We start from the raw sequence: 21471 nt of genomic DNA on the forward strand, positions 1-21471 counted from the left end.
TTATCGAGATCGCCACGGCCTGGGCGTTGGTGTGGCATTAAGCAGACGACGTCGAAATCCTCACGATTGATCCACCATGCCACAGAAAAATAACGCCGCCACCGCCAGATGTGTCGAGCTCACGAGGGCGCTGAATCATGCCATGGCCGGCAGTGGTGCTCTCCGCGTTGGAAGACGAACCATTTGTCGATTTCGGTCGGATTGGGGGACGCGGAAATGCGTCGACCGCGCCTTTCTGGAGATTGGTATCGAGCGTCTCACAGTCTTCGAGGTCAGCGACCTTGAAACGCTCCTGGAACTGGTTGCCCGCGATCCCGCGATAGCCCTTGTTCCGGAAGCCATCGCCGAAGCACGGCCTGCACGTTCAGCACAACCCGATCGCACAAACAGAACTCTGCTGTCGTAGGCTACGCAGCCGGCGACGGCCCAAGTCATTGCCCTCCAGATCACGCGCCGAGGCCCTTTCTGGAAGTCTTGGCGAACACGAGGAGACCTGACAGCAGTTTTCAACAACAATGGACCCATGACTTCAAAAAAACTGCCGGATATGGGTCATCCCGCTGCCAGGGGAGAACTCGCTCCCGCTCATGTCCAATCCTCGACCCGCTGTGGCACTGACGCTGAATTGAATAGCGAAGCATATCCCCGCTTCGGTCCACCGTTTCTCAGCGGAATGGATCAGAGATGCCGCAATGCGCGCATCTGCATCTGCAGGGAGGTACCATGCGCTTTAAAGGCAAAGACGTTCTCGTGACCGGCGGGAATTCAGGGATAGGCCGTGGGATCGTCCACTATTTCCTGAAAGAGGGAGCCAGGGTGGCGTTCGCAGGCCGCGATCGCGAAAAGGGCCGCGCCGTTGAAGCGGAAGCAAAGGCGATCGAAGGTGAAGCCCGCTTTTTCCAGTGCGATCTGTCGGAGGAACATCAAGTGGAGGACCTGATCGGCCAGACCGGCCAATGGGGGCGGCTGGCGGTTGTTGTCAACAACGCAGGCGCCGGTTCGCGCCGGAGCGGCATCGAACCAGGCGATCGCCCCGGAGCGAGATGGGACAAGATGCGCGGCGCCAACCTGGACTCCACCTACTTTGTATCCTCCTACGCCTTGCCGCTGCTGCGGGATTTCGGCGGAGGTTCGATCGTCAACATATCGTCCACGGCCACATCGCATGGCAATTGGGGCCTGTACTGCGTCGCCAAGGCGGCCGTCGAGGCGCTCACGCGATCGCTGGCAATCGAGGGGGCTGCACATCGGATCAGGGCGAACTGCGTCAGCCCGGGCTGGATTGCCACCGAAACCGATGCAGCGGCGCCAGCGTCTGGTATCGGCGACTGGACGGTGCCGCCAAGCGCGTTCGGCCGGATGGGCACGCCGGCAGAAATTGCTGCGGCTGTAGCGTTCCTGGCCAGCGATGAGGCTTCGTTCATCACGGGCCAAACCTTGGTCGCGGACGGGGGCCTATCGATCCTGGATTACACCTCGCTGTCGCTTCTCGAGCAGCGCGGCTCAGTGCTTTTCTCAGGCATGGTCGGCGACACTCCGTGAACCGGGACTCAAACAGACCGAAGATCACACGCCTAAAGCCTTCACGCGTCTGACAAACGGCTTTTCCAAGAAGGTTGAGGCTCACGCCAACGCGGTCGCGCTGCACTTCATGCACTATTTTGCCCGCATCCACGCGACGTTGCGGATGACTCCGGCGATGCCGCCGCTGATCGCTTCTACGTTGGGCAGCGTTGACCAGATAAAGTGTTTGACGCCGGCTTCTTTGGCAGCGCGCACCGCCGCCGTTGCCTGCTTGAGTTCGTCGGTTCCTTTTTCCCAGAAATTGGTGACCAGAAAAACGCCGTATGCTCCTTCAAATGCAGCTTTGAGGGTTTCCGGGTGATCTAGATTTGCTTCGACTACTTCCTCAGCGAGTTCGCGGTTTTTGCCTGGATTGCGAGTCAGAGCGCGTGCTTTGAAATGGCCGCGGCTTGCAGGGCACGCACAACTGCGCCTCCTGCTGCCCCGTTGCGCCGATCACCGCGATCAGTTTTCTATGTTGGATACCATGGGTCAGTTCCTTCTATTTTATTCCGGCGGGCGTCGCGCGACGTAACCGGCGTCGTTTTCCGTTGGCTGACGTGCGCGGCTACAACCGGCCTTCCTTTTGCAGCCGCGCCTTTATCTCGGCGATGCGCTGGTCGCCAGCGTGAAGCGAAGCCGGACTGGTGTGCACCGAGTAATGTCCGAGGGCGAGTTCGTACGGATGGGCAGCCGCCGAGCCGAGGACGAACTCGGCGTCCGCCTCCGCCCGAAAGTCGATCGCCTGGCTCGACGTCTCGAAGGCCACCAGCTCGCCCGCTGCTACAGGCTCGGGAACGGCGAGCTTTCCGGAGGCAAGCGCAACCCAGCAAACATCGTGACCAGCGGGCGGCTCGTATCGCCAGGTTTCGCCTGCCTTGAGCCGCACGGCCAGATAGTTGATCGAGGACGGCGCCTTTAGCGGGCTCGACACCTCGCCAAGGGTGCCGAGCAGGACGGAGGCGGATCCCTTCGCTCGAACCTCCTGAGGCTTCTGGTAGATGCTTTCGGCCGGCCCGAGTTCTTGGTCGGGCGGCAAGGCGAGCCAGAGCTGGAATCCGCGAGATCGACCGGCGTTGCCGGCGCCGCCGCCATGCCATGCGCCACCTGCGGCCTTGAACCATTCGACCCCGCCGGCAGGCAGGAATCCGGCGGCGCCGGTCGTGTCCTCGTAGCGAACATTGCCCTCCCAAAGATAGGTGACCGTCGCGATGCCGGAATGAGGATGCCAGCCAAACCCCGACAGCGACGATTCCTCGGCATCGAACAGGTCGAGGAAGACGAAGGGCTTCAGCCTGCGGCCAAAGTCGGAGGGGCTCATCAGACGGGTAATGGGTCCCTGTCGTTTGCCGAAGGTGCGATGCGCTATCCGGCGCGGGCGTTCGCTGATTGCCGCATTGGATTCGGGTATGGAAGTCTCGCCTTTGTCGAGGGTCATAGTGCGCCTCGCTCGCTGACTTGCCGTCGCATGGTCTGCAGCGCCTGGCCCCAGGCGACGAGGTCATCGAGCATGGCGTTAACCGCCGCCGCCTGATGCGGACCGGGCTTGAACGTGGAGAAGTTTTCGAAATCGGTAAAAAGGGACAGTGCGACCTGGGCCCGCACGGCGGCAACCTTGATCTCGCCCATGATCAGTCGCAGATGCTCGACGGCACGCGTTCCGCCGACGCCGCCATAGCCGACAAACCCGGCGGCCTTGTCATTCCATTCGCGGAACAGATAGTCGATCGCGTTCTTGAGCGCGCCTGATGTCGAATGGTTGTACTCGGGCGTGACGAACACGAACGCGTCAAAGGTCGCGATTTTGGCGGCCCAGGCCTTCGTATGCGGCTGCGCGTACTGCCCCATCGAGGGAGGAAGCGCTTCGTCGAGAAGAGGCAGGTCGAAGTCCGCGATGTCCACGACCTCGAAAGAGGCATCGCTCCGCTCCGCAGCGATGCCGTGGACCCAGCGTGCGACGACCTCGGCCTTGCGGCCGGGACGGGTGGTTCCGATGATGATCGCCACATTCAGCATTCCGTTCTCCTGAAAACAGAGTAGGTCCCGAACCGGGGACTGGGTAGTTTTAGAGGTTCCTAGCTAGCAATAAAATCAAAACAATAGTTAACAGTCTATTCAGGATTTTCGATATGCCGACCGTCCGCCCTTCAGTCTCGATCAAGCTGCAGGTCAGCGGCAAATGCCTCCCCCTCGCAGGTGAGACGCGCAGCTAGCGATGTTCTTCTCCTTGAGTTCCCGCCCCGATGCTTCGGTTGGAGTTACGTCCCGATCCGCAGGATCGGCTTGATGACCTCACCACTGGCGGCTGCCGCAAAGGCTTCGTTGATCTGCTCGAATGGGAAGAACCGGACGAGCCGATCGAATGGGAACTGCCCGGCTTTGTAGAGACGGATCAGTTCCGGGATGAACAGTTGGGGGATGGCGTCACCCTGGACGATGCCGCGCACCAGACTGCCGAGGATCAGCTTGGAAACCTCGACGGTGCCGTCCGAGCCCGCCGATGCGACGAGCCCGACCTGACCCAGTGGCGCTAGACCATTTAAGGCATGCGCCAGCATCTCCTTGCGGCCGCTGGTATCAAAGACATAGTTGACGCCCCGACCGGTGATCGTCTTCAATTCCTGCCCAACGTCGCACTTGGCGGGGTTGATCGTGTGGGTCGCACCAAACTCGCGAGCGAGCGCCAGCCGTTGTTCGTTGACGTCGACCGCGATGATGACGCTGGCAGAGGCGACCACAGCCGCCATGATCGCGGCGAGGCCCACGGCGCCCGTTCCGAAAACGGCGATGGTTTCGCCGGCGGCCACCTTGAAGCTGTTGAGGACCGCGCCAGCGCCCGTCTGCAGGCCGCAGCCGAGAGGCGCCAACAGATCGAGCGGCACGTCGTTGGGCACCTTGACGGTGTTGCGCGCCGTGGTCAGCGCATAGGTGGCGAATGAGGATTGGCCGAAGAAGTGGCCATGCACGGCCTCGCCCTCCACATTCGCATGGCGGTGGACGCCAACGGTCCCATCGAGCCGCGCACCCGAGAAATTCGCTTCCATGGCGTAATCGCAATAGGCCGGGCGTGCCGTCAGGCAGGGCTGGCAGTGACCGCACGCCTGATAGGACATGACGACGTGGTCGCCGGGCTTCAGTGATGCAACGGCCGCCCCGACGCGCTCGACAACCCCCGAACCCTCGTGGCCGAGAACGACCGGCAGCGGCGTGGGCAAATGCTGCTGCCAGACATGTGCGTCCGTCTGACAGATGCCCGAGGCGACGATGCGCACCAGCACCTCGTCAGCACGGGGCTCGTCCAGCACCAATTCCTCGATTTGGAAAGGCTCGGCCTTTTCCTCGACAACCGCCGCCTTGATGTTGATGGCCATGGTAAAACCCCGCTGTTCTGGTGCGGTCGCTGCCTACCGGGCGGCAGCGACCGGACGCAGGTCTTGGTTTCTTGGAACTCTTCCATCCCGCGCATCCCGCGCGTGGCGCGCAGCCGACCGGTGCCGCTCTGATTGAACCCGCCTTCTTCGAAGCGGTCGTGGATGGTGGCCCAGGCGTCGCACGAGGCTTCGGGGGGATCGATGCGGAGAGGGTCATTTCGGGACCTCGGCTTTCTGACCAAAGTGCCTACGTCGGCCGCAGCTTCGAGAGGTCGTTTCTCTAGGCGGGTCGTGCGGCGAGCCCTGTTTTTCCCCGCCCATTAGTAGGCGTCGGGCCTGCAGGAGCGGGCACAGAGCTTAGCGGCACAAGGCCGGCAGTGACTTGGGCGAACACGTAATCGGCCATCAGCGCTGGTTCGAGCGGAGTTAGTCCGGACTAGCCGCGCTAAACTCCGAAATCGGCCACCACCTTCCAGCCGTCCGCCTGCTTCCGGAAGATGTCCAAGTAGCTGCCCGTGGCATTCTCCGCCTTTTTGGTCTGCGGGTTCGTATAGGTGATGGTGAACGTGCCTTGGCGGTAGGCTAGGTCACCCGAGCCGGCGACCTCGGTTTTCCTGTTTAAGAGATTCAGCTTGAAGTTGGGATCCGCAATATCGTCGCTGATGGCCTTGGATACCGCCTCGCCGTCCCTGGCCGCCGGGCGGCCGGCCGTGGCGATCACCGCGTCCGGCGCGTAATAGGACCTCGCCTTGGCCGAATCCTTGGCCTCGAATGCGTCCAGTATCTCCTGCGCCGTGCGGTTGACCGCGTCCGTTGCCGTTTCGTTGGGATTGGTGGTCATGTCGATTGTCTCCGTGTTGGAGGCCTAGTTTCTTTGCCCGGAATGTGTGGCGGCCGTTTTCGTCGGCCCGTTGGTCGGTGCTCGGCCAGAGCCGGCCTTGTCGGGCGCAGACATGAAGCTGGGCATCGGCACAAGGCCGGCTGTGACCTGCGCGAACACATAGTCAATCAGCAGGCCCACGCCGCTGCCTCGGCGCGACCAGACATCGCCAAGCTTCTCGCGTTCCGGCCCTGTGTAGTCGGGGGCCCACTCGGAGGTGACAGCCTTCCAGTCGATCGGCTTGGCGCCGGCCTGCACCATGCGCGTCTTGGCGTCCTCATGGGCCTCGACCGTGCCTCCGCCCGAACAGTCGGGGACGAAATAGACCTCGTATCCTTCCTTCAGGGCGGCGAGCACCGATTGTGCAAGGCAGACCTCGGTCACCAGGCCGGCCATGATCAGCTTCTTGCGGCCCGTCGCATCGATCGCGGCCCGGAACTCCGGGTGCGACCAGGCATGGGTCGAGGTGCGGTCGATCGGCGTGACGTCCGGGAATATCTCGGTAATCTCCTTGAACAGCGGGTCGACGAGGATGCTGCCCTTCGCTCCGATTGTCGTGAGGATGGTGGGGACGCCGAGGTTTTTGGCTGCCTGGGCGAGGCCCGCGACATTGTTGATCATCAGGCCTGGATCGATCGAGTGAACCATTAAAGCTATCCATGGCTGGTGATCGATGAGGACCAGGACCGAGTTCTCGATGGTCAGCTCGTTCGGATTGCTCGTCATGAATGCACTCCTCTGACTAGGACGTTGCTGTCGCCCTGAAGCACGGCCGACGCCGGAAAAGCTAGGACTTCGCCCACCCCAAAAAAACCGGTATAAAACTGAAAAACCTTTTCAAGGAATTCGAAATGCGAAGCCCAGCCATACCGAGTATCGATCAGCTTCTGGTGCTGTTGACCGTGGCCGAAGCAGGAAGTTTTTCCGCGGCCGCCAAACGTCTGGGACGCGCAACCTCCGCCATCAGCTACGCAATCGACACGCTGGAGGAACAGCTCGGTATTTCGCTGTTCGATCGCGGAACGACCCGCAAGCCGAAGCTCACGCAACAGGGCGAAGCGGTCGTGTCCGAAGCCAGAGCGGTTGCGCATAGCGTCGAGACATTGCGCGCGCGCGTGCGGGGCTTCCTCGACGAACTCGAGCCCGAAGTGTCGCTCGTGGTTGACAGCATGCTTCCCGGCGATCGGTTGACGACGCTGCTTCGTGAATTCCATGCCGAGTTCCCGACGGTGCCCATCCGCCTCCTGGTGCAGACGCTTGGCGGTGTCGAGCGCGCGGTCCGAAACGGCCATGCTCGCATCGGCGTGGGAAGCGAGCTGCACATGGACATGACGGGATTTCGCCGCACCGACATTGACAGCGTCCGGATCATTCCCGTCGCCGCGCCCAGCCATCCGCTGGCCCGGGCGAGCGAGGCTGCTGCTCCATCGCAGGCAAGCGATTTCGTCCAGCTCATTCTCTCGGAGGAACCCGCGGCGGAGAGCCGCGACTTCGGCGTGGTCAGTCTCAACACCTGGCGCATCGGCGATCAGGCGGCCAGGCGCAAGCTTCTCATCGCCGGACTTGGATGGAGCGGAATGCCGGAACCGATCGTTCGCTCCGATATCGAATCCGGAAGGCTCGTACAATTGAACCTTCCGGACTGGCGTGGCGGAGAATACACCATGCAGGCCATACACAAGACGGACACTCCTCCGGGCCCTGCCGGGCGGTGGCTGATCGAAAAGTTGGTGACACTGTCGGACGGGGTCGCGCCGCTCTCCCAAGAAATTACAAAGCCGATCAAAGCAAAGCGCGCAACCCGAACTGCGGCTCCAAAGCCCGGTTCGTAAAGCTGATCGCCGACGTGGACCGCCCGAGGCCTTCTGGCGCCGGCAAAAAACAGCCTTGCCTACCCACCATCAAAAGACGGTGAGTTTTGGTCTACGTACCAACGTCCGTCATTTCAAATCCCTTGAATAGTGTGATCAAAACTTTCCGGCTGTTTTGAAAAACAGCGAACGGCTACGTTCATGCCGAACGAAAATGTTCGTGCGCGTAGAGTCTAACATCATCCCCGCCGCAACCTCGCGCAGGTTCGCGTGGTGCGCCGCGTGTATCCTTGAAAGCAACCCGCATCGCCTGGCTCCGGACACGTCAAAGCGGCGATTAAATTGAAGGTATATTCTAGTGCTCAAGCAATCCGCGCATATCGCCGCTTTTGGTCGGCTGCTGATCGCCGTGCTTTTTCTTCTTAGTGGCTTCGGAAAGATCGCCGCACCCGCCATAATGCAGGGATACATTGCATCCGTTGGCTTGCCCGCTCCGTTGCTCGGCCTGCTAATTGCCATCGTCGTCGAGATTGGTGGCGGCATTCTTCTCGTGCTCGGCTACCAAACCAGAATCGTGGCATCAGTCATGGCAGTATTCACGATCGCGACGGCACTCGCCTTCCACAACATCTTCTCCGACCAAGACGCGCTGGTCCACTTCCTCAAGAATATCGCGATCACGGGTGGGCTGTTGCAAGTCGTCGCCTTCGGCGCCGGGTCCTTCAGTATCGACGGGCGACGGAATTCGGCAACGCCGCGCAGCATCGCGGTCGCTTAGCTCGGATGAAGCCCATGGAGATTGGCGTCGACAGCTTCGCGGCGCTGGTTCCGCCCAAGTGATTTCGGCAGTCGAGCGTACCGAGAACGTGCGGGTCGAGGCCGCCCGGATGATGAAGCAGACCGTCATTCGGTCGACGGCCTCGCTCAGGAAACGGGGTCTGCTGATGGCGACCCTATGCGCCCGCCATTGTGCGCGCCTTCGGACAGCCACCGCAGGCAATTAGGCGAAACGCATATGGGGTAGCAGCCTGAAGGCTTTGATCCGCCTCTCCGGAGCAGCATCGACATCACAACGGGGCTTCTGAAGCTTCGCCCATAGTCCGCATAGGGGTCACAACTTGTCATTTTGCCCCCTCAGTTTTGAAGGTCGCCAATGGGTCAAGTCACGACATCGGACTTTGGAGGTTGAATGTCCGCTATCGCTCTTCCCTGACCACAAGCGGACCTACTGCGCCCGGCCCAATGCTGCCGGGCGGCAATGCGCCGCATGTCGGTCGTTGAGACTGCCCTAGCCGCATCCTAAAAGCGGACATCCGAACAACAGGCGAGGCGGCACGTTTGCGCCACATAGAGGAGCGCGTGTCCAGATCCTTGTTCTGCTCCCGTTGTGCGACTAGGCGTTAGCGCAAATCAGAACCAGGCGTGGTCTACTGGCTGTCGATGAGATAGCCTAGGTTGCTGCCCAACACTAAGGCGAAACCCATGAGCGCCTTCTCGACCGGAGGGGTCGTATTACTCTGCCTGTCCTGCGCCGCTTCGATCGGAATGCTGCTTCGTGCCAATCTACCTGACCACCATGTGAGCGCCGACTCGAAAGATGCGATCAAGTTAGCCACAGCGGTGGTCGGGACGTTGTCGGCGCTTGCGCTCGGGCTTTTGATTGCCTCAGCCAAAACCAACTTCAATGACGCGGAGAGCGAGCTGCGGACTTCCGTGGCACGTCTGCTGCTGCTCGACCGTGTCATGGCGCACTACGGTCCAGAGACTCAGCAGACACGGGGGCTGCTGCGAAAGCTTGTTGAGAACCGATTAAATGAGGCCTGGGGCAACGCGAACGAGGCAACGGACGATACTGCGGCTGAAGACCTGGGCATCGAACCTGTTCAGGACCAACTTCGGGCGCTGTCTCCGCAGACCGATGCTCAGCGTTCGATCCAGGCCCGCGCCCTTCAGGTCAGCGGGCAAATCGCGGAGGCCCATTGGTTAGCGATCGAAGCACGCGGCGAAGGGTTGCCGTGGCCGTTCCTTGCGATTCTGGTGTTCTGGTTGAGCTTGATGTTCTTCACCTTCGGACTTTGGGCGCCCGTCAACGTGACGGTCATCTGCACATTGCTTGTTTGCGCGCTGTCGGTCGCGAGCGCAGTCTTCCTGATCGTCGATATGTCCCATCCTTATCTTGGATTCGTCCACGTTTCGGATGCTCCGTTGCGCGATGCCCTTGAACGCATGGGACGGAGGTAGATTATGAGCATCGCTCTTCGACGGAGCCATCCCGCACCCCTACCAGGATCGACGCCTCAGACGCCGGGCTCCTCCAAGGGATTGGTTTGATTTGATCGCTTCGTGAGGGGCCGCTTCCGGCCGTCATTTCTTAGGAAACAGCAGGGTGATGGTCGTCCTAATTCCCCACTCCGGTCCGCCCTCTGGTGCTACGGCATAGTACTTCGCGCCGATCTGAAAACTGACGGGTTGTTCGCCGATCTTGAGCACCTGGGCAAACCCGAGATTGAGGGGAACGGTCCATTGCTCGGCTTCCCAATTGTAGGTTGCCTCCGCATTCAACGAGACCGACCGGCCATGGCCCAGACTATACGAAACGAAGGGCTGCAGGAAAGTGGAACTCACGTCGGCGCGGTCGCCTTGGCCGGCGAATGACCAGACGTGATTTGCCAATCCTCCTACTGTCCATTCACCCTTTTGAACCAACGCGACAGCAGTAGGACCAGCCCCCCATTTGCCGCTGCCAAGAAAATCATCCGTCGCCGTCGGCAGCAGGAAGACCGGCCCTATGCCCCAGATCAAGCCGCCGGCTGTTGGGGCCTTCGGCGAAAAGAAAAGGCTCTGCGTAACGTCCCCCAATCCGAAAACATCGCCGTCGGGCGTGTAATCGCGATAGCTCACCGGTAGAATTGTACGGGATATCACGTTCCACTCGTCGTTCAGCGAAATCGGAATGACAGGCTGGATGTTCAGCGTGTAGGCAAACCCGTTGTCGTCTGGTCCGGCTCCAAAATCGAAATTGCTCTGGAATGGCACACTGATCAGGCTCGCAATCGGATTGGCGAGTTGCTTGGACAATTCGTCGGCGTCCTGAGCAAAAGCTCCGGCCGCACCGTACATTAAGAACAGTCCGGACATCGCCGACAAACACGTCTTCATGATGATCCCTTCCGTCGTAGACAAATGCGGGTCGACCGCCGCCTGCATTCCGCTCTAGCGACTAGCCGGTTTCGAGTGGCTGTTGCTTCCCGACGCTCCGTCGGCACGCCCCCCGCGGACTTGATCAAGGCGTTTTTGTCATCGGCGGATGCTTCCATGTGCCGTTGAGCGCTGCTTCCTTCGGCCAATAGAGGCGCAGCGCAATGAAGAAGGGGCCCTTGGGCGCTGGCAGCCAGTTCGGCTCCATGTCTTTGCCCGGCGACTCGCTCTGCACATAGAAGGTGTAGCCGCCATCAGCATCCTTTACGAATTGGGGCAGCATCGGTTTGTTCAGAAGGTAGCGGTTGATAGGATTGGCAACCAGCAGACTCGCCGGCAGATCATACATCGTCATTGACCAGAAGGCGTGGACCGGCGGCATCTGGTCGGCCGTGAAGCGGACTGTGTAGCGGTTGGCGCCGTCGAGCTTCTGCCCACCGGCGTCAACGGCATAGATGGGGTACATCGCCTCCTGCTTCGAATTGCCGTAGATGCCAAGGACAGCCGCAGCCATGCGATAAAGGTAGTTGTTCTTGAGGTATTCGCGTGTGCCGAACATGTCGCCCGAGGTCACTTCCCCTGCATCGACCTTCTTCTTCAGATTTTCGAGGTCATCCCAGGCATCGGCCATGCCTTGCTCGATGGCGGTTTTGATCTCCGGAGTGAGTGCACTTCCGTCGAAGGTCTTTCCGGCGCCAACCCCGATCTTCCCGAAACGCGCCATCAGTTCGGTTTCGGACGGATTGGTCGGGGTGAACTGCAGGAGGAAGTTTAAGATGTTGAAGAACTCAGGTGACTTCCTCTCGTCCTCTGCGCTCAGCGGCTTCATGAAATCGATTGCAGGCGCAGGGGCTGGCGCGGGCTGGCCGAGAAACGCCGAAAGCGGCTCGGCCCTGTAGCCAGTCTGGACCTTCTTCACATTGTCGAGGTCATCTGGATTGAAAAGCTGCGTGCGATAGGCCGCGATGATAAGGTCGGTCTCCGAGCGAAACACCTTCTTCACGCCAGCCGGCGTCTCGCCTTGCCAGCCCGGGCCGGCGATCAGGAAGCTGCCGCCGTCGTTGCCGGTCGCGCGGCTGCCGATGTAATCGAAGTTGAACGTATAGGCGTCGATGAGCTGGATGCTGAAGTAGCGATCTTTCTCGATCGGGGGAACAGTTAGCACCATCGGTTCAGCGCGCAGGTCCATACCGATCATCGAGTAGGGCGTGTCGGAGTTGGGTGTCTGGATCGCTTTGTCCTCCGGCGTGTAGACGCGCGGGATGTTGGTGAGCTGGTTCCAAGGCGCCTTGTATTCTGGGTTCTTGGTGTCAACGAAATAAGCGTACTGGATGCGGTAGTTGTCGACCATCGGGAACCCGTAGACATAGGCTTCCTTGGCTATCTCACGGGCTTCAGCCACCGTTACATCTTGTGCTTGGCTGGTGGAGGCTGAGGTCAGACCACCGGCAATCGCCAGGGCCACAATTGCCATACGTAACATTGGGATTCTCCTCCGTTGTGAGGGTGTTCGCGAGATTTGCTCGCGAGACAGTTCCAGCCTCGCAATCACTGGGTCTTCGTCGCGGGCGGCGCCTTCCAGGTACCGTTGAGCGCTTCCTCTTTCGGCCAATAGAGGCGCATGAAAGCGATGAACGGACCTTTGGGCGCAGGCAGCCAGTTCGGCTCCATGTCTTTGCCCGGCGACTCGTTCTGGACATAGAGTGTCAAGCCGCCATCGGCATCCTTCACCAATTCCGGCAGCATCGGCGAATTGATCAGGTAGCGGTTGATCGGATTGGCGACGAGCAAGCTCTGCGGCAGCTCATACATCGTCAGCGACCAGAACGCGTTGACTGGCGGTAGCTGGCCCGATGCGAATTTTACGGTGTAGCGGTTGGCGCCGTCGAGTTTCTGGCCGTCGGTGTCAACGGCAAATATCGGATACATCGCCTCCTGCTTCGAATTGCCGCCGATGCCGATCACGGCGCCCGCCATCCGGTAGAGGTAATTGTCCTTCAAAAACGCGCGCGACCCGAACAGGTCGCTAGTCGTCACTTTGCCCGTATCGAGCTCGGTTTTCTGCAAGTTGGCGAGATCGGCCCAGGCATCGGCTATTCCCTGCTCGATGGCGGTTTTCACTTCAGGAGAGAGCGAGCTCACATCGATCGTCTTTCCCGCGCCAACGCCAATCTTGGCGAAACGCGCCATCAGTTCGGTCTCCGAGGGATGTGTCGGTGCGAACTGGAGAGCGAAGTTCAACATGTTGAAGAATTCAGGCGATGTCTTTTGTTCGGCGGGTGTCAGCGGCTTGATGTAATCAATTGGCACGGCCGCGGGCGCGGGCTGTCCGAGAAACGCAGATAGTGTCTGCACTTTGTAGCCGGCCTGGACTTTCTTCACCTCATCAAGGTCGGCCGGATTGAAGAGCTGCGTGCGGTAGACGCCCCAGTTAAAGTCGGTATCAGAGCGGATCACTTTTTTCACGCCCGCAGGCGTATCGCCTTTCCAGCCCGGTCCGGCGACAAGGAAGCTGCCGCCATCGTTGCCGGTCGCGCGACTGCCGATATAGTCGACGATGTACGTGTACCCATCGATTATCTGGACGCTGTAATAGCGCTTCTCATCGATCGCCGGCATGGTCAGCACTATGGGTTCGGCGCGCAGATCCATGCCGAGCCACGAGTAGGGCGTATCCGAATTGGGCGTCACGAACGCGGTGTCGGCCGGCGTGTACACGCGTGGCGTGTTGATGATGGTGTTCCATGGTCCCTTGAATTCGGGATTTTTACTGTCTTCGAAATAGGCGTATTGGATGCGGTAACTGTCCACCATCGGGTAGCCGTAGACATAGGCTTCCTTGGCTATGGCGCGGGCTTCCTCGGGTGTGACGTCTTGGGCTTGCGCCAGCGCCGGGGCAAAGCCGGCGATAGATGCTGCGACCAGACAGGCAGCAGCAAAACTGCGTCTCGAAAGGTTCATGACCGTGTCCTCCGGGGTACGCTGCGTCAACGTTGGTCGGCATGCAAGGTAAGTAACCGTATGTTACGTCTGGAAGGCTGATTATTGGGACTGCGCGTGGACTAGCTTGGCAATCCGACTGGCTGCGCCGATTTCGGCGATAAGACGGTCCACGGTTTCTTGTCGTTCTGCCTCTCTGACGCTGGCCAAGGCTGATGCTTGCCTCCTGTTCGTGAACATCCGCATCGAGGCAGCTTCGGGCCTTGGTCTCACCCGGGTGAACGTCCGCTATCGTTGTTCGGATGCCAGAGGCAGCCATTCCGCTAACGGCCAATTTCAGTCGTCCCGATCGAAGGCCAGTGCGGCCAGGCGCTTTCAGCGATCGGCTTCGCGCTGCATTGTGGGGCAGGGAAGGGCGCGTGTCTTGCCTCGGACAACGTCCTCGCCGGACAACTGCCCACATTTGCTTGCTATCATCCGTTGCCCGGAGGTTGGGCGGACCAAAATGAAGCTCTCAAATCTCTGATTTCTCGTGGAAATCAGATCCAAGCGTGACCGCTCGTGATCCACAATCACAGTGGGGTATCGAGCGGGATTGTTGTGGACCAGTATGATTGCCGTGGCCGAGAGTTCGAGCGCCCGCTTGACCACTTCACGCGGATAGACCGGCGTGTGGTCGACAGTGCCGACCTGTTGCACCTCATCGGCGATCAGCATGTTCTTCTTGTCGAGGAACAGAATGCGGAATTGTTCACGATTTTCGAAGGCCATGGCTGAGCGGCAATATTCGAGAAGCTGCGTCCAGGACGACAAAAGCTCGCGGCCCTGGATCTCGCCGCGCGCCATGCGCTGCGCCGCCGCGGCAATCACCTTGAGATCGACCGCCACCGCCGGACCAATTCCCTTGACCTCCTGAAGCAACGCCACAGGCGCGCCGAGAACCTCGGCCAGCGTGCCGAAGCGCGCCAGCAGCGCCTTGGCGATCGGCTTGGTGTCGATGCGAGGGATCAGGCGAAAGAGCAAAAGCTCCAAGAGTTCGTAGTCGGGCAGCGCGTTAGGGCCGGCGGTTGCGAACCGTTGGCGCAAGCGGTCGCGGTGACCGAGATAATGCGGCTGCTCGACCGCTGCGGTCTTCGCAGGCGGCTGAATCCGCGCTTCGGAGAAGAATCCCCGCTCGTCGTCGTCGCCGATATTCCCCATAAGCTGCCCACATCCAGCCATCTGCAGGGCAAGATGCCCGCCCGTTCTGGCGAAATACTAGGCCGGCAGGCCGGGGCGGTCGAGGTTTTTTGGTGACAGCGTGAAAATCTCGCAGCCGGTCTCGGTGACGCCGATCGTGTGCTCGTACTGTGCCGACAGCGAGCGGTCGCGCGTCACCGCTGTCCAGCCGTCCGACAGAACCTTCACATGCGGCCGGCCGAGATTGATCATCGGCTCGACAGTGAAGATCATGCCCGGACGCATCTCGACGCCTTCATGGGCGCTGCCATAGTGCAGGATATTGGGCGCATCATGAAAGAGCTGGCCGACGCCGTGGCCGCAGAAATCGCGCACCACCGAGCAGCGCTCGCCTTCGGCAAAGGTCTGGATGGCGGCGCCGATGGCGCCGGTGCGGGCACCGGGCCTGATCGCGGCAATGCCGCGCATCAGGCATTCATGCGTGACCTCGAGCAGGCGCTCGGCGGCGCGCTTGATGGTGCCCACCGGGTACATGCGCGAGGAATCGCCGTGCCAGCCGTCTAGAATATAGGTGACGTCGATGTTGACGATGTCGCCATCCTTCAGCGGCTTGTTGTCGGGAATGCCATGACAGACGACATGGTTGATCGAGGTGCAGGACGACTTGGTGTAGCCGCGATAGTTGAGTGTCGCCGGCAACGCGCCGTGATCCATGCCGAACTCGAAGACGAAACGGTCGATGGTTTCCGTGGTGACGCCCGGCCCGACCATCGGCACCAGTTCGTCAAGGCAGCGTGCGGTGAGGTCGCAGGCCTTGCGCATGCCGACAAAACCTTCTTCGCCATAAAGGCGGATCTGGCCGGTGTTTCTGAGGGGGGCCGTGGCGGCGTCGAGATAAGTAACCATTGTGTCCGTTTGCCGGGGGTGGGGGCTAGAAATGCGAGCTTGCCCAGAATCTCCCCAGATTTGGCACCGGATGGCGCAAGGTTCAAGGCCGAACTGCCGGCCACAGGCTCAACCAAGCGATATTCGGCTCCATCATGTGGCTGTCCGGTCCCGCGCGAAGCCATTCGGCCGCAAAGCTTTCCTTTCTTCAATTGGTAGGGTAGGGCGGTCTCTGATGGCATCCAAGCGCGCAAACCCATTCACGTCGCCGATCAGGGCAGCATGCTCGGGCCTGATCGCCTTGCTGCTGGTTTCGCTGTTGTGCCTGGTCCAGTCGGATGCGACGGCATTCGCGACCGCCGCATCGGGTGGCGCCAGCATCAGCGCGACTCGGCAGGGCGATGCGATTGCGCTGCCGCGCGTAGCCGGCAAGAGCCAAGCTCTGGAAATTCGGACCGCACGCCCGGTCCCGACCAAATTCGTCAGCGGCAATCCCGGTGCGCTAGCGCCACACGCCGCGTTCCTTCTGCTCGATCGGGTTCCGGCTATCCAGGCTGCGGTTGCATCCGTGTTCGCGCCCGCGCTGCAGACCAGTGCCAACCAGCCGCGTGCACCGCCGCTCAGGTAGCGTAGGCGGTCAGGCGACCGCTCTCTCAGTTTCCATCCTTGTTCGCGCTGCGACCCGTGCGGCGGCTTCAAGCCGTGCACCGGCCGTATGACGCGTTATTTCCGGAGCATTTTCAATGAAACGCATCAAAACAGTCCAAACCCTGTCTCGCGCGGCCTCGGCTGCTTTGTTCCTGGCGGTTCAGGCGCTCATCTGCATCGGAACCGTCTATTGGGCGATCGCCGAAACGCTCGGCATGGCGGGCACGGCAGCACTGGTTCTCGGCACCATCTTTGCCGTGCCGTCGGTCTATGTCCTGACTATAGCCGCCCGCATGGCGTATGACGCCGAGACTGATCCGGCGAACCAATAGAGCCTTTCTGGCCTGCCGCAGGTCTTGCTGGCTCCGGCGACCGCAGTGACGACACATTTTTGGGTCAGAAGCCGGGCAAAGCAATTTTCTACGACGAACGGCGTCGCCTCGGCGACGCCGTTCGGGAGAGATCGAATGGACAGATTGCAATTCGAAGTGCCGGTGCGCATCGCGCCCGCACCCGGCCTGCCGGTCGAGGAGATATACAGCGTCGAACAGGCGCTCGACGTTCTGCAGGGCTGGCCCACACGCCGGCAAGGCAAGGTCTACGAGGCCGCGTTTAACGCCTGCTTTGGCGCTACGGTCGACGTGGTGAAGACCGAGGATGCCTGCAGGGCGTTCATGGCGTTTTGCCGGGTGAGCGGCTTGCTGGCCAGGGACATGATGGTTCCCGGCAAGCGCGGCGGTGAGGCGAGGGGACTGAGGATCTAGAGGCCGAAACATGGCTCGCTCGATCGCGAGCGCTTGCCTCACCTCCAAATCCGCCCACAAATCGTCTCACGGTTTTCGCCGTTAAGATTCCGTTTCCGACTTCACAGCTAGGCCAGTGACTGTAGAGCAGCGTCTGATTCGTTGCGTCAGTGTCATGGTTCAGAAGATGTCGTCAGCAAATGTGCGAGCCTTTCCAATAGACCGTCAGGTCGTCCTGGTTCGCGAGGTTGCTGCCAAGCTCGGCAATCTGCATGGCGACACGGCCACATCCTTCTGGAAGGCGACGGCGCGCGAACTCCTCGACCGCGCGATCGGGTCCGGCAGCGATATCGCTTCGGCCAGCAATGAGGTTCGCCGGTTTTTCGCGGCTGTGCAGAAAGAGATGCACATGCTGGCCGGCGACGTCGCCTAGGCCGACGTCAAACCAGAAGGTTTCGCCGCGATTGTGAATCGCCCAATTGTTCCGATCTCGGCGGCGCTGTGCCAGCCCCGCCCGAATCGGCTATGCCTGCCGCATGCAGGAGACGTCTCTCTACATCCCGGTGAAGCGGTTTCTTGAGGGCCTGGAATTCACTGTCAAAGGCGAAGTCGGTGGCTGCGATGTCGTGGGGGTGCGCGACGGCGAGCCGCCGGTGCTCGTCATCTGCGAACTGAAGCTGCAGTTCAACCTCGAACTGGTCCTGCAAGGCATCGATCGTGCCGCGGCATGCGATGAAGTCTGGCTCGCGGCGCGGATGTCGGCCCGCGGCAAGGGCCGTGAGCATGATCGCCGCTTCCGGGCGCTTTGCCGGCGGCTCGGCTTCGGGCTTCTGGCAGTTACCAGCAAGGGCGAGGTCGAACTGTTGCTCAGTCCGGCCGCCCTGCCGCCACGGCGAGACCCCAAGCGACGGTCGCGGCTGATGGACGAACACCAGCGCCGGCGCGGCGACCCTGTGGTCGGGGGCGGTTCGCGCGCGCCGATCATGACCGCTTATCGGCAGGATGCGTTGGCCTGCGCCGCCGCGATGGCGGACGGCCCGAAGCGCCCGCGCGACCTGAAGGCCATTTCCCCTCGCGCGGCCAATATCCTGCTTCACAATGTCTATGGATGGTTCGCCAGGGCCGAGCGCGGGGTCTATGCCCTTACCGAAGGTGGCCATGCAGCCTTGTTGCGCTGGCCGCAACCGGCTCACGACCAAGGAGGATGATTGACCGCCAGGCGCCTGGTCGGGGTCAAGGCCCGAGAAAGCCGGGCAACGCGGCGGCCTGCTTCACCCAGTTCGCCATCTGCGCCTCGTCGAGTTAGTCGCCTTCGTGGATGTCGAAGTAGCGCACGTCCTTGTGCTTGCTGGCGCCGGGCGGGACCGGTTGCAGCGACATGCCACGGAAGAAGGTCACCTTGACGTAGCGGGTGAAGCAGTGGAACGACAGGAACCAGCCCTGGCCTTCGGTGCCGTACAACGGCGAGTTCCACTTCACTGCCTTGCGCACGTCGGGGAGGGTGCGCACGATGAGCGCGTCGAGGCGCTTGCCGACGTCCCGTTTCCACCCGGGCATCGCGGCGATGTAGGCCTGCACCGGAGCATCGCCGTCCGCCTTCGCGATTTGCGGATTGCCGCCTGAGAGGAGCTTGATCGGCTTGGCCTCACTCGCAGGCCTGGCCTTCGCGGCTGCCCTCGGCGGCGACTTGGGCTTTCCCTTGGCTTCTTCCTCGATGCGCTTCATAGCGTTTTACTTCTGTGCTTTGGCTCGAGCAGCCGCGGGCGCTTTCTTCTTCTTCGATTTGGCCTGATTGTGGTCAATAGCGGCACGGATGAGATTTTTCAGCGCAGGTTCATTGATCGCATCGCTCTCGAAAAGATCGATCGCTCGCCTGGTATTGCCATCGAGGCTGGAGTTGAAGAGGCCTGAGGGGTCTTCCAGGGCGGCGCCTTTGGCAAAGGTCAGCTTCACGACGGTCTTGTACGTCTCGCCGGTACAGATAATTCCGGCGTGCTCCCACACCGGAACCCCTCTCCATTTCCACTCTTCGACGACTTCGGGATCAGCTTCTTTGACCAAGGCACGGACCCGGCTGAGCATCTGGCCCCGCCAGTCACCCAGTTCCTCGATTCTCGCGTCTATCAGCTGGGAAGGAGATTTGCTTTCCTGCGACCCGCTCTTCTTCATGTCTGTTTCTCCTCCGAGGCTTGATTGATGGAGATCGCCGCGGCGCCGGTGCTATTGTGCTGGCAGCCTTCAGTCTATCCGCGCCACGACCTGCTCCAGGGCTGTAAGGAACCTCGGCCACCCGACCGTGGCGCCCCGGTAGTATGGCTGCTGATCCGGTCGGAAGCCCGTCTGTTCCATGCGCAGGTGGGTCCCCATGTGCGTAGGGGTGAGCGTCCAGGTGACCACACTCTCGAGATCCTTGGTGTCCCAGGTGTAGGATAGCGTTTTATTGGGTTCGACTGTCTGGACCTGGCAGTCGACGGCACCCCAGTCTGCGCTAAGGTTGAAACGGTGGTCCACGACTGGCCGGAAGTTGTTCTTCATGAGCCACTCCTCGATCAGGTGCGGTTGGGTCAGCGCGCGCCAGATCTTCTCCGGCGGATAAGGGATTTCCCGCTCGACAATGACGGAGCGCGTTTCGGTCGCGGTGTTGATCATTGGTCCATTCTTTTGAGCAGATCTTCGAGGTCGTCGAACCGGCTCTGCCAGAACCCGGCCATCTGGCTTGTCCAATCGAGCAGCGGGGAAAGCGCGCCGAGTTGCGCGCTGTAATGGGTCTGTCGTCCTTCATGGCGGTCACGCACCAGCCCGGCCTGCCGGAGAATGCCGAGATGCTTTGACACGGCCGGTTGTGAGACCCCAGACTGAGCTGTCAGGGCCCCCACGGTCTGTTCTCCCTGGCGGCACAGGCGCTCGAAGATCGCCCTCCGCGTTGGATCGGCGAGCGGTTCTGAAGAGCGTATCGTGGGCGTTCGGCATCCGGGATCGATAACTCTCTGGCTATTGATTGACGTATAACCACCGAGATATGTGCACGTCAAGCCGGAAGGAACTTTCACTGCCGACGCTGGCCGAGCATCCGTGGAACGAGCAGGTCGCGGTACAGTCTCGCTACAAGGGAAAGCGCGTGACTGTCACCGTCGGACAAGGACAACAATTCGACGACAGCGGCATGTCATGGGCGAGATGATGTCTTTCGAGAAAATCGAATTTCTCGACGGAACGCAGCTCTGTCGCCGGCGGCCGGGCAGGAAGGCTGTCGTCCTACGTGATTACGCGGCGCGTCGTTGAGTGAGGTGGAGACCCGAACGGGCGCGACGAGGGTCGACGGCGGTGACTATGGTGTGGTGGTGATCACAGTAGACGCGATCCGGCGAAGTTGGCCCAGCACAAAAGCGGTAACCGCCGGGTACTGACGGGTCTTCGCTCACCGGGAAGCGGCACTGATAGAGGCCTAGCTGGATGAGGGGGACGTCTCTCGAAGTTACTCTGATATTTTCAGGCATGGTTTTCAGGTTCCTAGTTCAAAGCCATTGCCGGCTGACGGCCGCAGTGCGACCGCGTCAGGGCGAGCTTCTCTCGTGTTGGAGGGCTATGGATGACCATATGGTGTTGGTCGCAGCGTCAAAGAAGCCCAGGGCCCTGCTTCGGAGGCAAATAGTTTGCGACTTAAGGCCACACCTGCAGGGCGCGGATTGGCTTGTGGGCCCACCACCCGAGTTTTCAGGGGAATTAACCGATCAGCCAAAGGCGAGAGGAGCAACTGCGCAAGCGGATACATTTTGTCAGCAGACAATGAGGTCGTGTTTCAGAGCACCTCACAGAACCGTGTGCCGGTGTTATGGTGCGCCTGCATGATCAGACAGCAAGGAATTGAGGCATGCCCGGACTCACCCGCCGTACACTTCTTGCGTTCACCGCCGTTGCGTCTGTCGTTGAACCAACGTTCGCTGAAGGTGAAGGTAGCTCACGCGAATTGCAGGCGCTGATCGCAACCCACGGGACCGCCTATGACGCGCTGCATAGGGTTGTTCACCAAGCGGGCAGCAGCTGGAACGACCGCAAGATGGCGGACCGAGTTGAACAGGAAGCATTGCTGGCCATCTGCTCCTTTCCTGCGACTAGCCGAAGCGACCGCCGGATCAAGGCCGAGTACCTGTTGACTGTCGAGGCACGGGGCGAGCTCGACCTGGAAGAGCACATGCAGGCCATCTTGCACTCCATGATGCGGAGCTGATTGGTGAGGGTTGACGCGGAAAGGC

Annotated in this window: 24 protein-coding genes and 3 pseudogenes; 11 read left to right on the plus strand and 16 right to left on the minus strand. The window is 60.8% G+C overall.

Annotated elements, in window-relative coordinates; translation table 11 throughout:
• Positions 1-76 precede the first annotated feature (76 nt).
• Positions 77-406: a LysR substrate-binding domain-containing protein gene (locus LHFGNBLO_RS21520; protein WP_258601365.1), complete on the plus strand. Its 330-nt coding sequence runs from the start codon at positions 77-79 to the stop codon at positions 404-406.
• 278 nt (positions 407-684) lie between these two features.
• Positions 685-1542: an SDR family NAD(P)-dependent oxidoreductase gene (locus LHFGNBLO_RS21525; protein ID WP_258601366.1), complete on the plus strand. Its 858-nt coding sequence runs from the start codon at positions 685-687 to the stop codon at positions 1540-1542.
• A gap of 114 nt (positions 1543-1656) precedes the next feature.
• Here LHFGNBLO_RS21525 and LHFGNBLO_RS21535 read toward each other — a convergent pair.
• From LHFGNBLO_RS21535 to LHFGNBLO_RS21560, 6 genes and pseudogenes are all read right to left on the minus strand, one after another.
• Positions 1657-1962, minus strand: a pseudogene (locus LHFGNBLO_RS21535) (NmrA family NAD(P)-binding protein); the annotation flags it as partial.
• A gap of 169 nt (positions 1963-2131) precedes the next feature.
• Complete coding sequence (locus tag LHFGNBLO_RS21540; protein WP_258601367.1) at positions 2132-3001, minus strand: pirin family protein; 870 nt, start codon at positions 2999-3001, stop codon at positions 2132-2134.
• Positions 2998-3579 carry an NADPH-dependent FMN reductase gene (locus LHFGNBLO_RS21545; protein ID WP_258601368.1) on the minus strand — a complete coding sequence of 194 codons (582 nt, stop codon included), beginning with the start codon at positions 3577-3579 and terminating at the stop codon, positions 2998-3000. Before LHFGNBLO_RS21545 ends, LHFGNBLO_RS21540 begins: the two co-directional genes overlap by 4 nt.
• A 242-nt stretch (positions 3580-3821) precedes the next feature.
• Positions 3822-4928 (minus strand): NAD(P)-dependent alcohol dehydrogenase, encoded by a 1107-nt coding sequence (locus tag LHFGNBLO_RS21550; RefSeq protein ID WP_413774726.1) that lies wholly within the window; start codon positions 4926-4928, stop codon positions 3822-3824.
• 451 nt (positions 4929-5379) lie between these two features.
• Entirely contained in the window at positions 5380-5775 is a 396-nt protein-coding gene (locus LHFGNBLO_RS21555; RefSeq protein ID WP_258601370.1) for a YybH family protein, read from the minus strand.
• 24 nt (positions 5776-5799) lie between these two features.
• Positions 5800-6540, minus strand: a complete 741-nt coding sequence (locus tag LHFGNBLO_RS21560) for an isochorismatase family protein (RefSeq protein ID WP_258601372.1) — start codon at positions 6538-6540, stop codon at positions 5800-5802.
• A gap of 125 nt (positions 6541-6665) precedes the next feature.
• On the opposite strand from LHFGNBLO_RS21560, the gene LHFGNBLO_RS21565 reads away from it, so the two are divergent.
• The 3 genes from LHFGNBLO_RS21565 (at position 6666) to LHFGNBLO_RS21575 (ending at position 9866) form a co-directional block, all read left to right on the plus strand.
• Positions 6666-7646, plus strand: a complete 981-nt coding sequence (locus LHFGNBLO_RS21565) for a LysR family transcriptional regulator (protein ID WP_258601373.1) — start codon at positions 6666-6668, stop codon at positions 7644-7646.
• A gap of 337 nt (positions 7647-7983) precedes the next feature.
• Positions 7984-8403 (plus strand): DoxX family protein, encoded by a 420-nt coding sequence (locus tag LHFGNBLO_RS21570; protein ID WP_258601374.1) that lies wholly within the window; start codon positions 7984-7986, stop codon positions 8401-8403.
• A gap of 704 nt (positions 8404-9107) precedes the next feature.
• Complete coding sequence (locus LHFGNBLO_RS21575; protein WP_258601375.1) at positions 9108-9866, plus strand: DUF4239 domain-containing protein; 759 nt, start codon at positions 9108-9110, stop codon at positions 9864-9866.
• A 123-nt stretch (positions 9867-9989) separates the two neighbouring features.
• On the opposite strand, the gene LHFGNBLO_RS21580 is transcribed toward LHFGNBLO_RS21575, so the two are convergent.
• The 5 genes from LHFGNBLO_RS21580 to map all read right to left on the minus strand — a co-directional run bounded on the left by LHFGNBLO_RS21580 (position 9990) and on the right by map (position 15848).
• A complete protein-coding gene (locus LHFGNBLO_RS21580) occupies positions 9990-10784 on the minus strand; it encodes a transporter (RefSeq protein ID WP_413774727.1) in 795 nt (264 codons plus the stop codon).
• A gap of 124 nt (positions 10785-10908) precedes the next feature.
• Complete coding sequence (locus LHFGNBLO_RS21585; protein ID WP_413774728.1) at positions 10909-12297, minus strand: DUF1254 domain-containing protein; 1389 nt, start codon at positions 12295-12297, stop codon at positions 10909-10911.
• Positions 12298-12371: 74 nt separating this feature from the next.
• Complete coding sequence (locus tag LHFGNBLO_RS21590) at positions 12372-13784, minus strand: DUF1254 domain-containing protein (protein WP_258609845.1); 1413 nt, start codon at positions 13782-13784, stop codon at positions 12372-12374.
• Between the two features lie 354 nt (positions 13785-14138).
• Complete coding sequence (locus LHFGNBLO_RS21595) at positions 14139-14963, minus strand: JAB domain-containing protein (RefSeq protein ID WP_258601377.1); 825 nt, start codon at positions 14961-14963, stop codon at positions 14139-14141.
• 57 nt (positions 14964-15020) lie between these two features.
• Positions 15021-15848, minus strand: coding sequence for a type I methionyl aminopeptidase (gene map, locus LHFGNBLO_RS21600; RefSeq protein WP_258601378.1), 828 nt, complete (start codon positions 15846-15848; stop codon positions 15021-15023).
• Positions 15849-16062: 214 nt separating this feature from the next.
• Between map and LHFGNBLO_RS21605 the strand changes: the two genes are divergently transcribed.
• The 5 genes from LHFGNBLO_RS21605 (at position 16063) to LHFGNBLO_RS21625 (ending at position 18426) form a co-directional block, all read left to right on the plus strand.
• Positions 16063-16455 (plus strand): hypothetical protein, encoded by a 393-nt coding sequence (locus LHFGNBLO_RS21605; RefSeq protein ID WP_258601379.1) that lies wholly within the window; start codon positions 16063-16065, stop codon positions 16453-16455.
• A 115-nt stretch (positions 16456-16570) separates the two neighbouring features.
• The gene (locus LHFGNBLO_RS21610) at positions 16571-16807 is read left to right on the plus strand and encodes a hypothetical protein (protein WP_258601380.1); all 237 of its coding nucleotides are present in this window, start codon (positions 16571-16573) and stop codon (positions 16805-16807) included.
• A gap of 135 nt (positions 16808-16942) precedes the next feature.
• A complete protein-coding gene (locus tag LHFGNBLO_RS21615) occupies positions 16943-17239 on the plus strand; it encodes a DUF982 domain-containing protein (protein WP_258601381.1) in 297 nt (98 codons plus the stop codon).
• A 166-nt stretch (positions 17240-17405) separates the two neighbouring features.
• Positions 17406-17651: a DUF6074 family protein gene (locus LHFGNBLO_RS21620; protein ID WP_258601382.1), complete on the plus strand. Its 246-nt coding sequence runs from the start codon at positions 17406-17408 to the stop codon at positions 17649-17651.
• Positions 17652-17754: 103 nt separating this feature from the next.
• A complete protein-coding gene (locus LHFGNBLO_RS21625) occupies positions 17755-18426 on the plus strand; it encodes a DUF2161 domain-containing phosphodiesterase (protein WP_258601383.1) in 672 nt (223 codons plus the stop codon).
• A gap of 97 nt (positions 18427-18523) precedes the next feature.
• Here the strand turns inward: LHFGNBLO_RS21625 and LHFGNBLO_RS21630 are convergent.
• From LHFGNBLO_RS21630 to LHFGNBLO_RS33685, 5 genes and pseudogenes are all read right to left on the minus strand, one after another.
• A pseudogene (locus LHFGNBLO_RS21630) lies at positions 18524-18943 on the minus strand (DUF1801 domain-containing protein); the annotation flags it as partial.
• A gap of 6 nt (positions 18944-18949) precedes the next feature.
• The gene (locus tag LHFGNBLO_RS21635; RefSeq protein ID WP_258601384.1) at positions 18950-19387 is read right to left on the minus strand and encodes a DUF1801 domain-containing protein; all 438 of its coding nucleotides are present in this window, start codon (positions 19385-19387) and stop codon (positions 18950-18952) included.
• Between the two features lie 69 nt (positions 19388-19456).
• Positions 19457-19867: an SRPBCC family protein gene (locus LHFGNBLO_RS21640; RefSeq protein WP_258601385.1), complete on the minus strand. Its 411-nt coding sequence runs from the start codon at positions 19865-19867 to the stop codon at positions 19457-19459.
• A pseudogene (locus tag LHFGNBLO_RS21645) lies at positions 19864-20188 on the minus strand (ArsR/SmtB family transcription factor). Before LHFGNBLO_RS21645 ends, LHFGNBLO_RS21640 begins: the two are co-directional and overlap by 4 nt.
• A gap of 293 nt (positions 20189-20481) precedes the next feature.
• Positions 20482-20715: a GcrA family cell cycle regulator gene (locus LHFGNBLO_RS33685; RefSeq protein WP_413774640.1), complete on the minus strand. Its 234-nt coding sequence runs from the start codon at positions 20713-20715 to the stop codon at positions 20482-20484.
• Between the two features lie 374 nt (positions 20716-21089).
• On the opposite strand from LHFGNBLO_RS33685, the gene LHFGNBLO_RS21650 reads away from it, so the two are divergent.
• Positions 21090-21446 carry a hypothetical protein gene (locus LHFGNBLO_RS21650; RefSeq protein ID WP_258601386.1) on the plus strand — a complete coding sequence of 119 codons (357 nt, stop codon included), beginning with the start codon at positions 21090-21092 and terminating at the stop codon, positions 21444-21446.
• The last annotated feature ends 25 nt before the right edge of the window (positions 21447-21471 follow it).

This window comes from Mesorhizobium sp. AR10 (genome assembly GCF_024746795.1).
GTDB lineage: Bacteria > Pseudomonadota > Alphaproteobacteria > Rhizobiales > Rhizobiaceae > Mesorhizobium.

Coding starts and splice junctions, on each gene's coding strand:
- LHFGNBLO_RS21595 (WP_258601377.1), bottom strand. CDS start 14,963: ATGGGGAATATCGGCGACGACGACGAGCGGGGATTCTTCTCCGAAGCG.
- LHFGNBLO_RS21615 (WP_258601381.1), top strand. CDS start 16,943: ATGGACAGATTGCAATTCGAAGTGCCGGTGCGCATCGCGCCCGCACCC.
- LHFGNBLO_RS21605 (WP_258601379.1), top strand. CDS start 16,063: ATGGCATCCAAGCGCGCAAACCCATTCACGTCGCCGATCAGGGCAGCA.
- LHFGNBLO_RS21610 (WP_258601380.1), top strand. CDS start 16,571: ATGAAACGCATCAAAACAGTCCAAACCCTGTCTCGCGCGGCCTCGGCT.
- LHFGNBLO_RS21640 (WP_258601385.1), bottom strand. CDS start 19,867: ATGATCAACACCGCGACCGAAACGCGCTCCGTCATTGTCGAGCGGGAA.
- LHFGNBLO_RS21560 (WP_258601372.1), bottom strand. CDS start 6,540: ATGACGAGCAATCCGAACGAGCTGACCATCGAGAACTCGGTCCTGGTC.
- LHFGNBLO_RS21650 (WP_258601386.1), top strand. CDS start 21,090: ATGCCCGGACTCACCCGCCGTACACTTCTTGCGTTCACCGCCGTTGCG.
- LHFGNBLO_RS21520 (WP_258601365.1), top strand. CDS start 77: ATGCCACAGAAAAATAACGCCGCCACCGCCAGATGTGTCGAGCTCACG.
- LHFGNBLO_RS21635 (WP_258601384.1), bottom strand. CDS start 19,387: ATGAAGAAGAGCGGGTCGCAGGAAAGCAAATCTCCTTCCCAGCTGATA.
- map (WP_258601378.1), bottom strand. CDS start 15,848: ATGGTTACTTATCTCGACGCCGCCACGGCCCCCCTCAGAAACACCGGC.
- LHFGNBLO_RS21620 (WP_258601382.1), top strand. CDS start 17,406: ATGTCGTCAGCAAATGTGCGAGCCTTTCCAATAGACCGTCAGGTCGTC.
- LHFGNBLO_RS21590 (WP_258609845.1), bottom strand. CDS start 13,784: ATGAACCTTTCGAGACGCAGTTTTGCTGCTGCCTGTCTGGTCGCAGCA.
- LHFGNBLO_RS21575 (WP_258601375.1), top strand. CDS start 9,108: ATGAGCGCCTTCTCGACCGGAGGGGTCGTATTACTCTGCCTGTCCTGC.
- LHFGNBLO_RS21565 (WP_258601373.1), top strand. CDS start 6,666: ATGCGAAGCCCAGCCATACCGAGTATCGATCAGCTTCTGGTGCTGTTG.
- LHFGNBLO_RS21555 (WP_258601370.1), bottom strand. CDS start 5,775: ATGACCACCAATCCCAACGAAACGGCAACGGACGCGGTCAACCGCACG.
- LHFGNBLO_RS33685 (WP_413774640.1), bottom strand. CDS start 20,715: ATGCCTGAAAATATCAGAGTAACTTCGAGAGACGTCCCCCTCATCCAG.
- LHFGNBLO_RS21525 (WP_258601366.1), top strand. CDS start 685: ATGCCGCAATGCGCGCATCTGCATCTGCAGGGAGGTACCATGCGCTTT.
- LHFGNBLO_RS21580 (WP_413774727.1), bottom strand. CDS start 10,784: ATGAAGACGTGTTTGTCGGCGATGTCCGGACTGTTCTTAATGTACGGT.
- LHFGNBLO_RS21540 (WP_258601367.1), bottom strand. CDS start 3,001: ATGACCCTCGACAAAGGCGAGACTTCCATACCCGAATCCAATGCGGCA.
- LHFGNBLO_RS21625 (WP_258601383.1), top strand. CDS start 17,755: ATGCAGGAGACGTCTCTCTACATCCCGGTGAAGCGGTTTCTTGAGGGC.
- LHFGNBLO_RS21545 (WP_258601368.1), bottom strand. CDS start 3,579: ATGCTGAATGTGGCGATCATCATCGGAACCACCCGTCCCGGCCGCAAG.
- LHFGNBLO_RS21585 (WP_413774728.1), bottom strand. CDS start 12,297: ATGGCAATTGTGGCCCTGGCGATTGCCGGTGGTCTGACCTCAGCCTCC.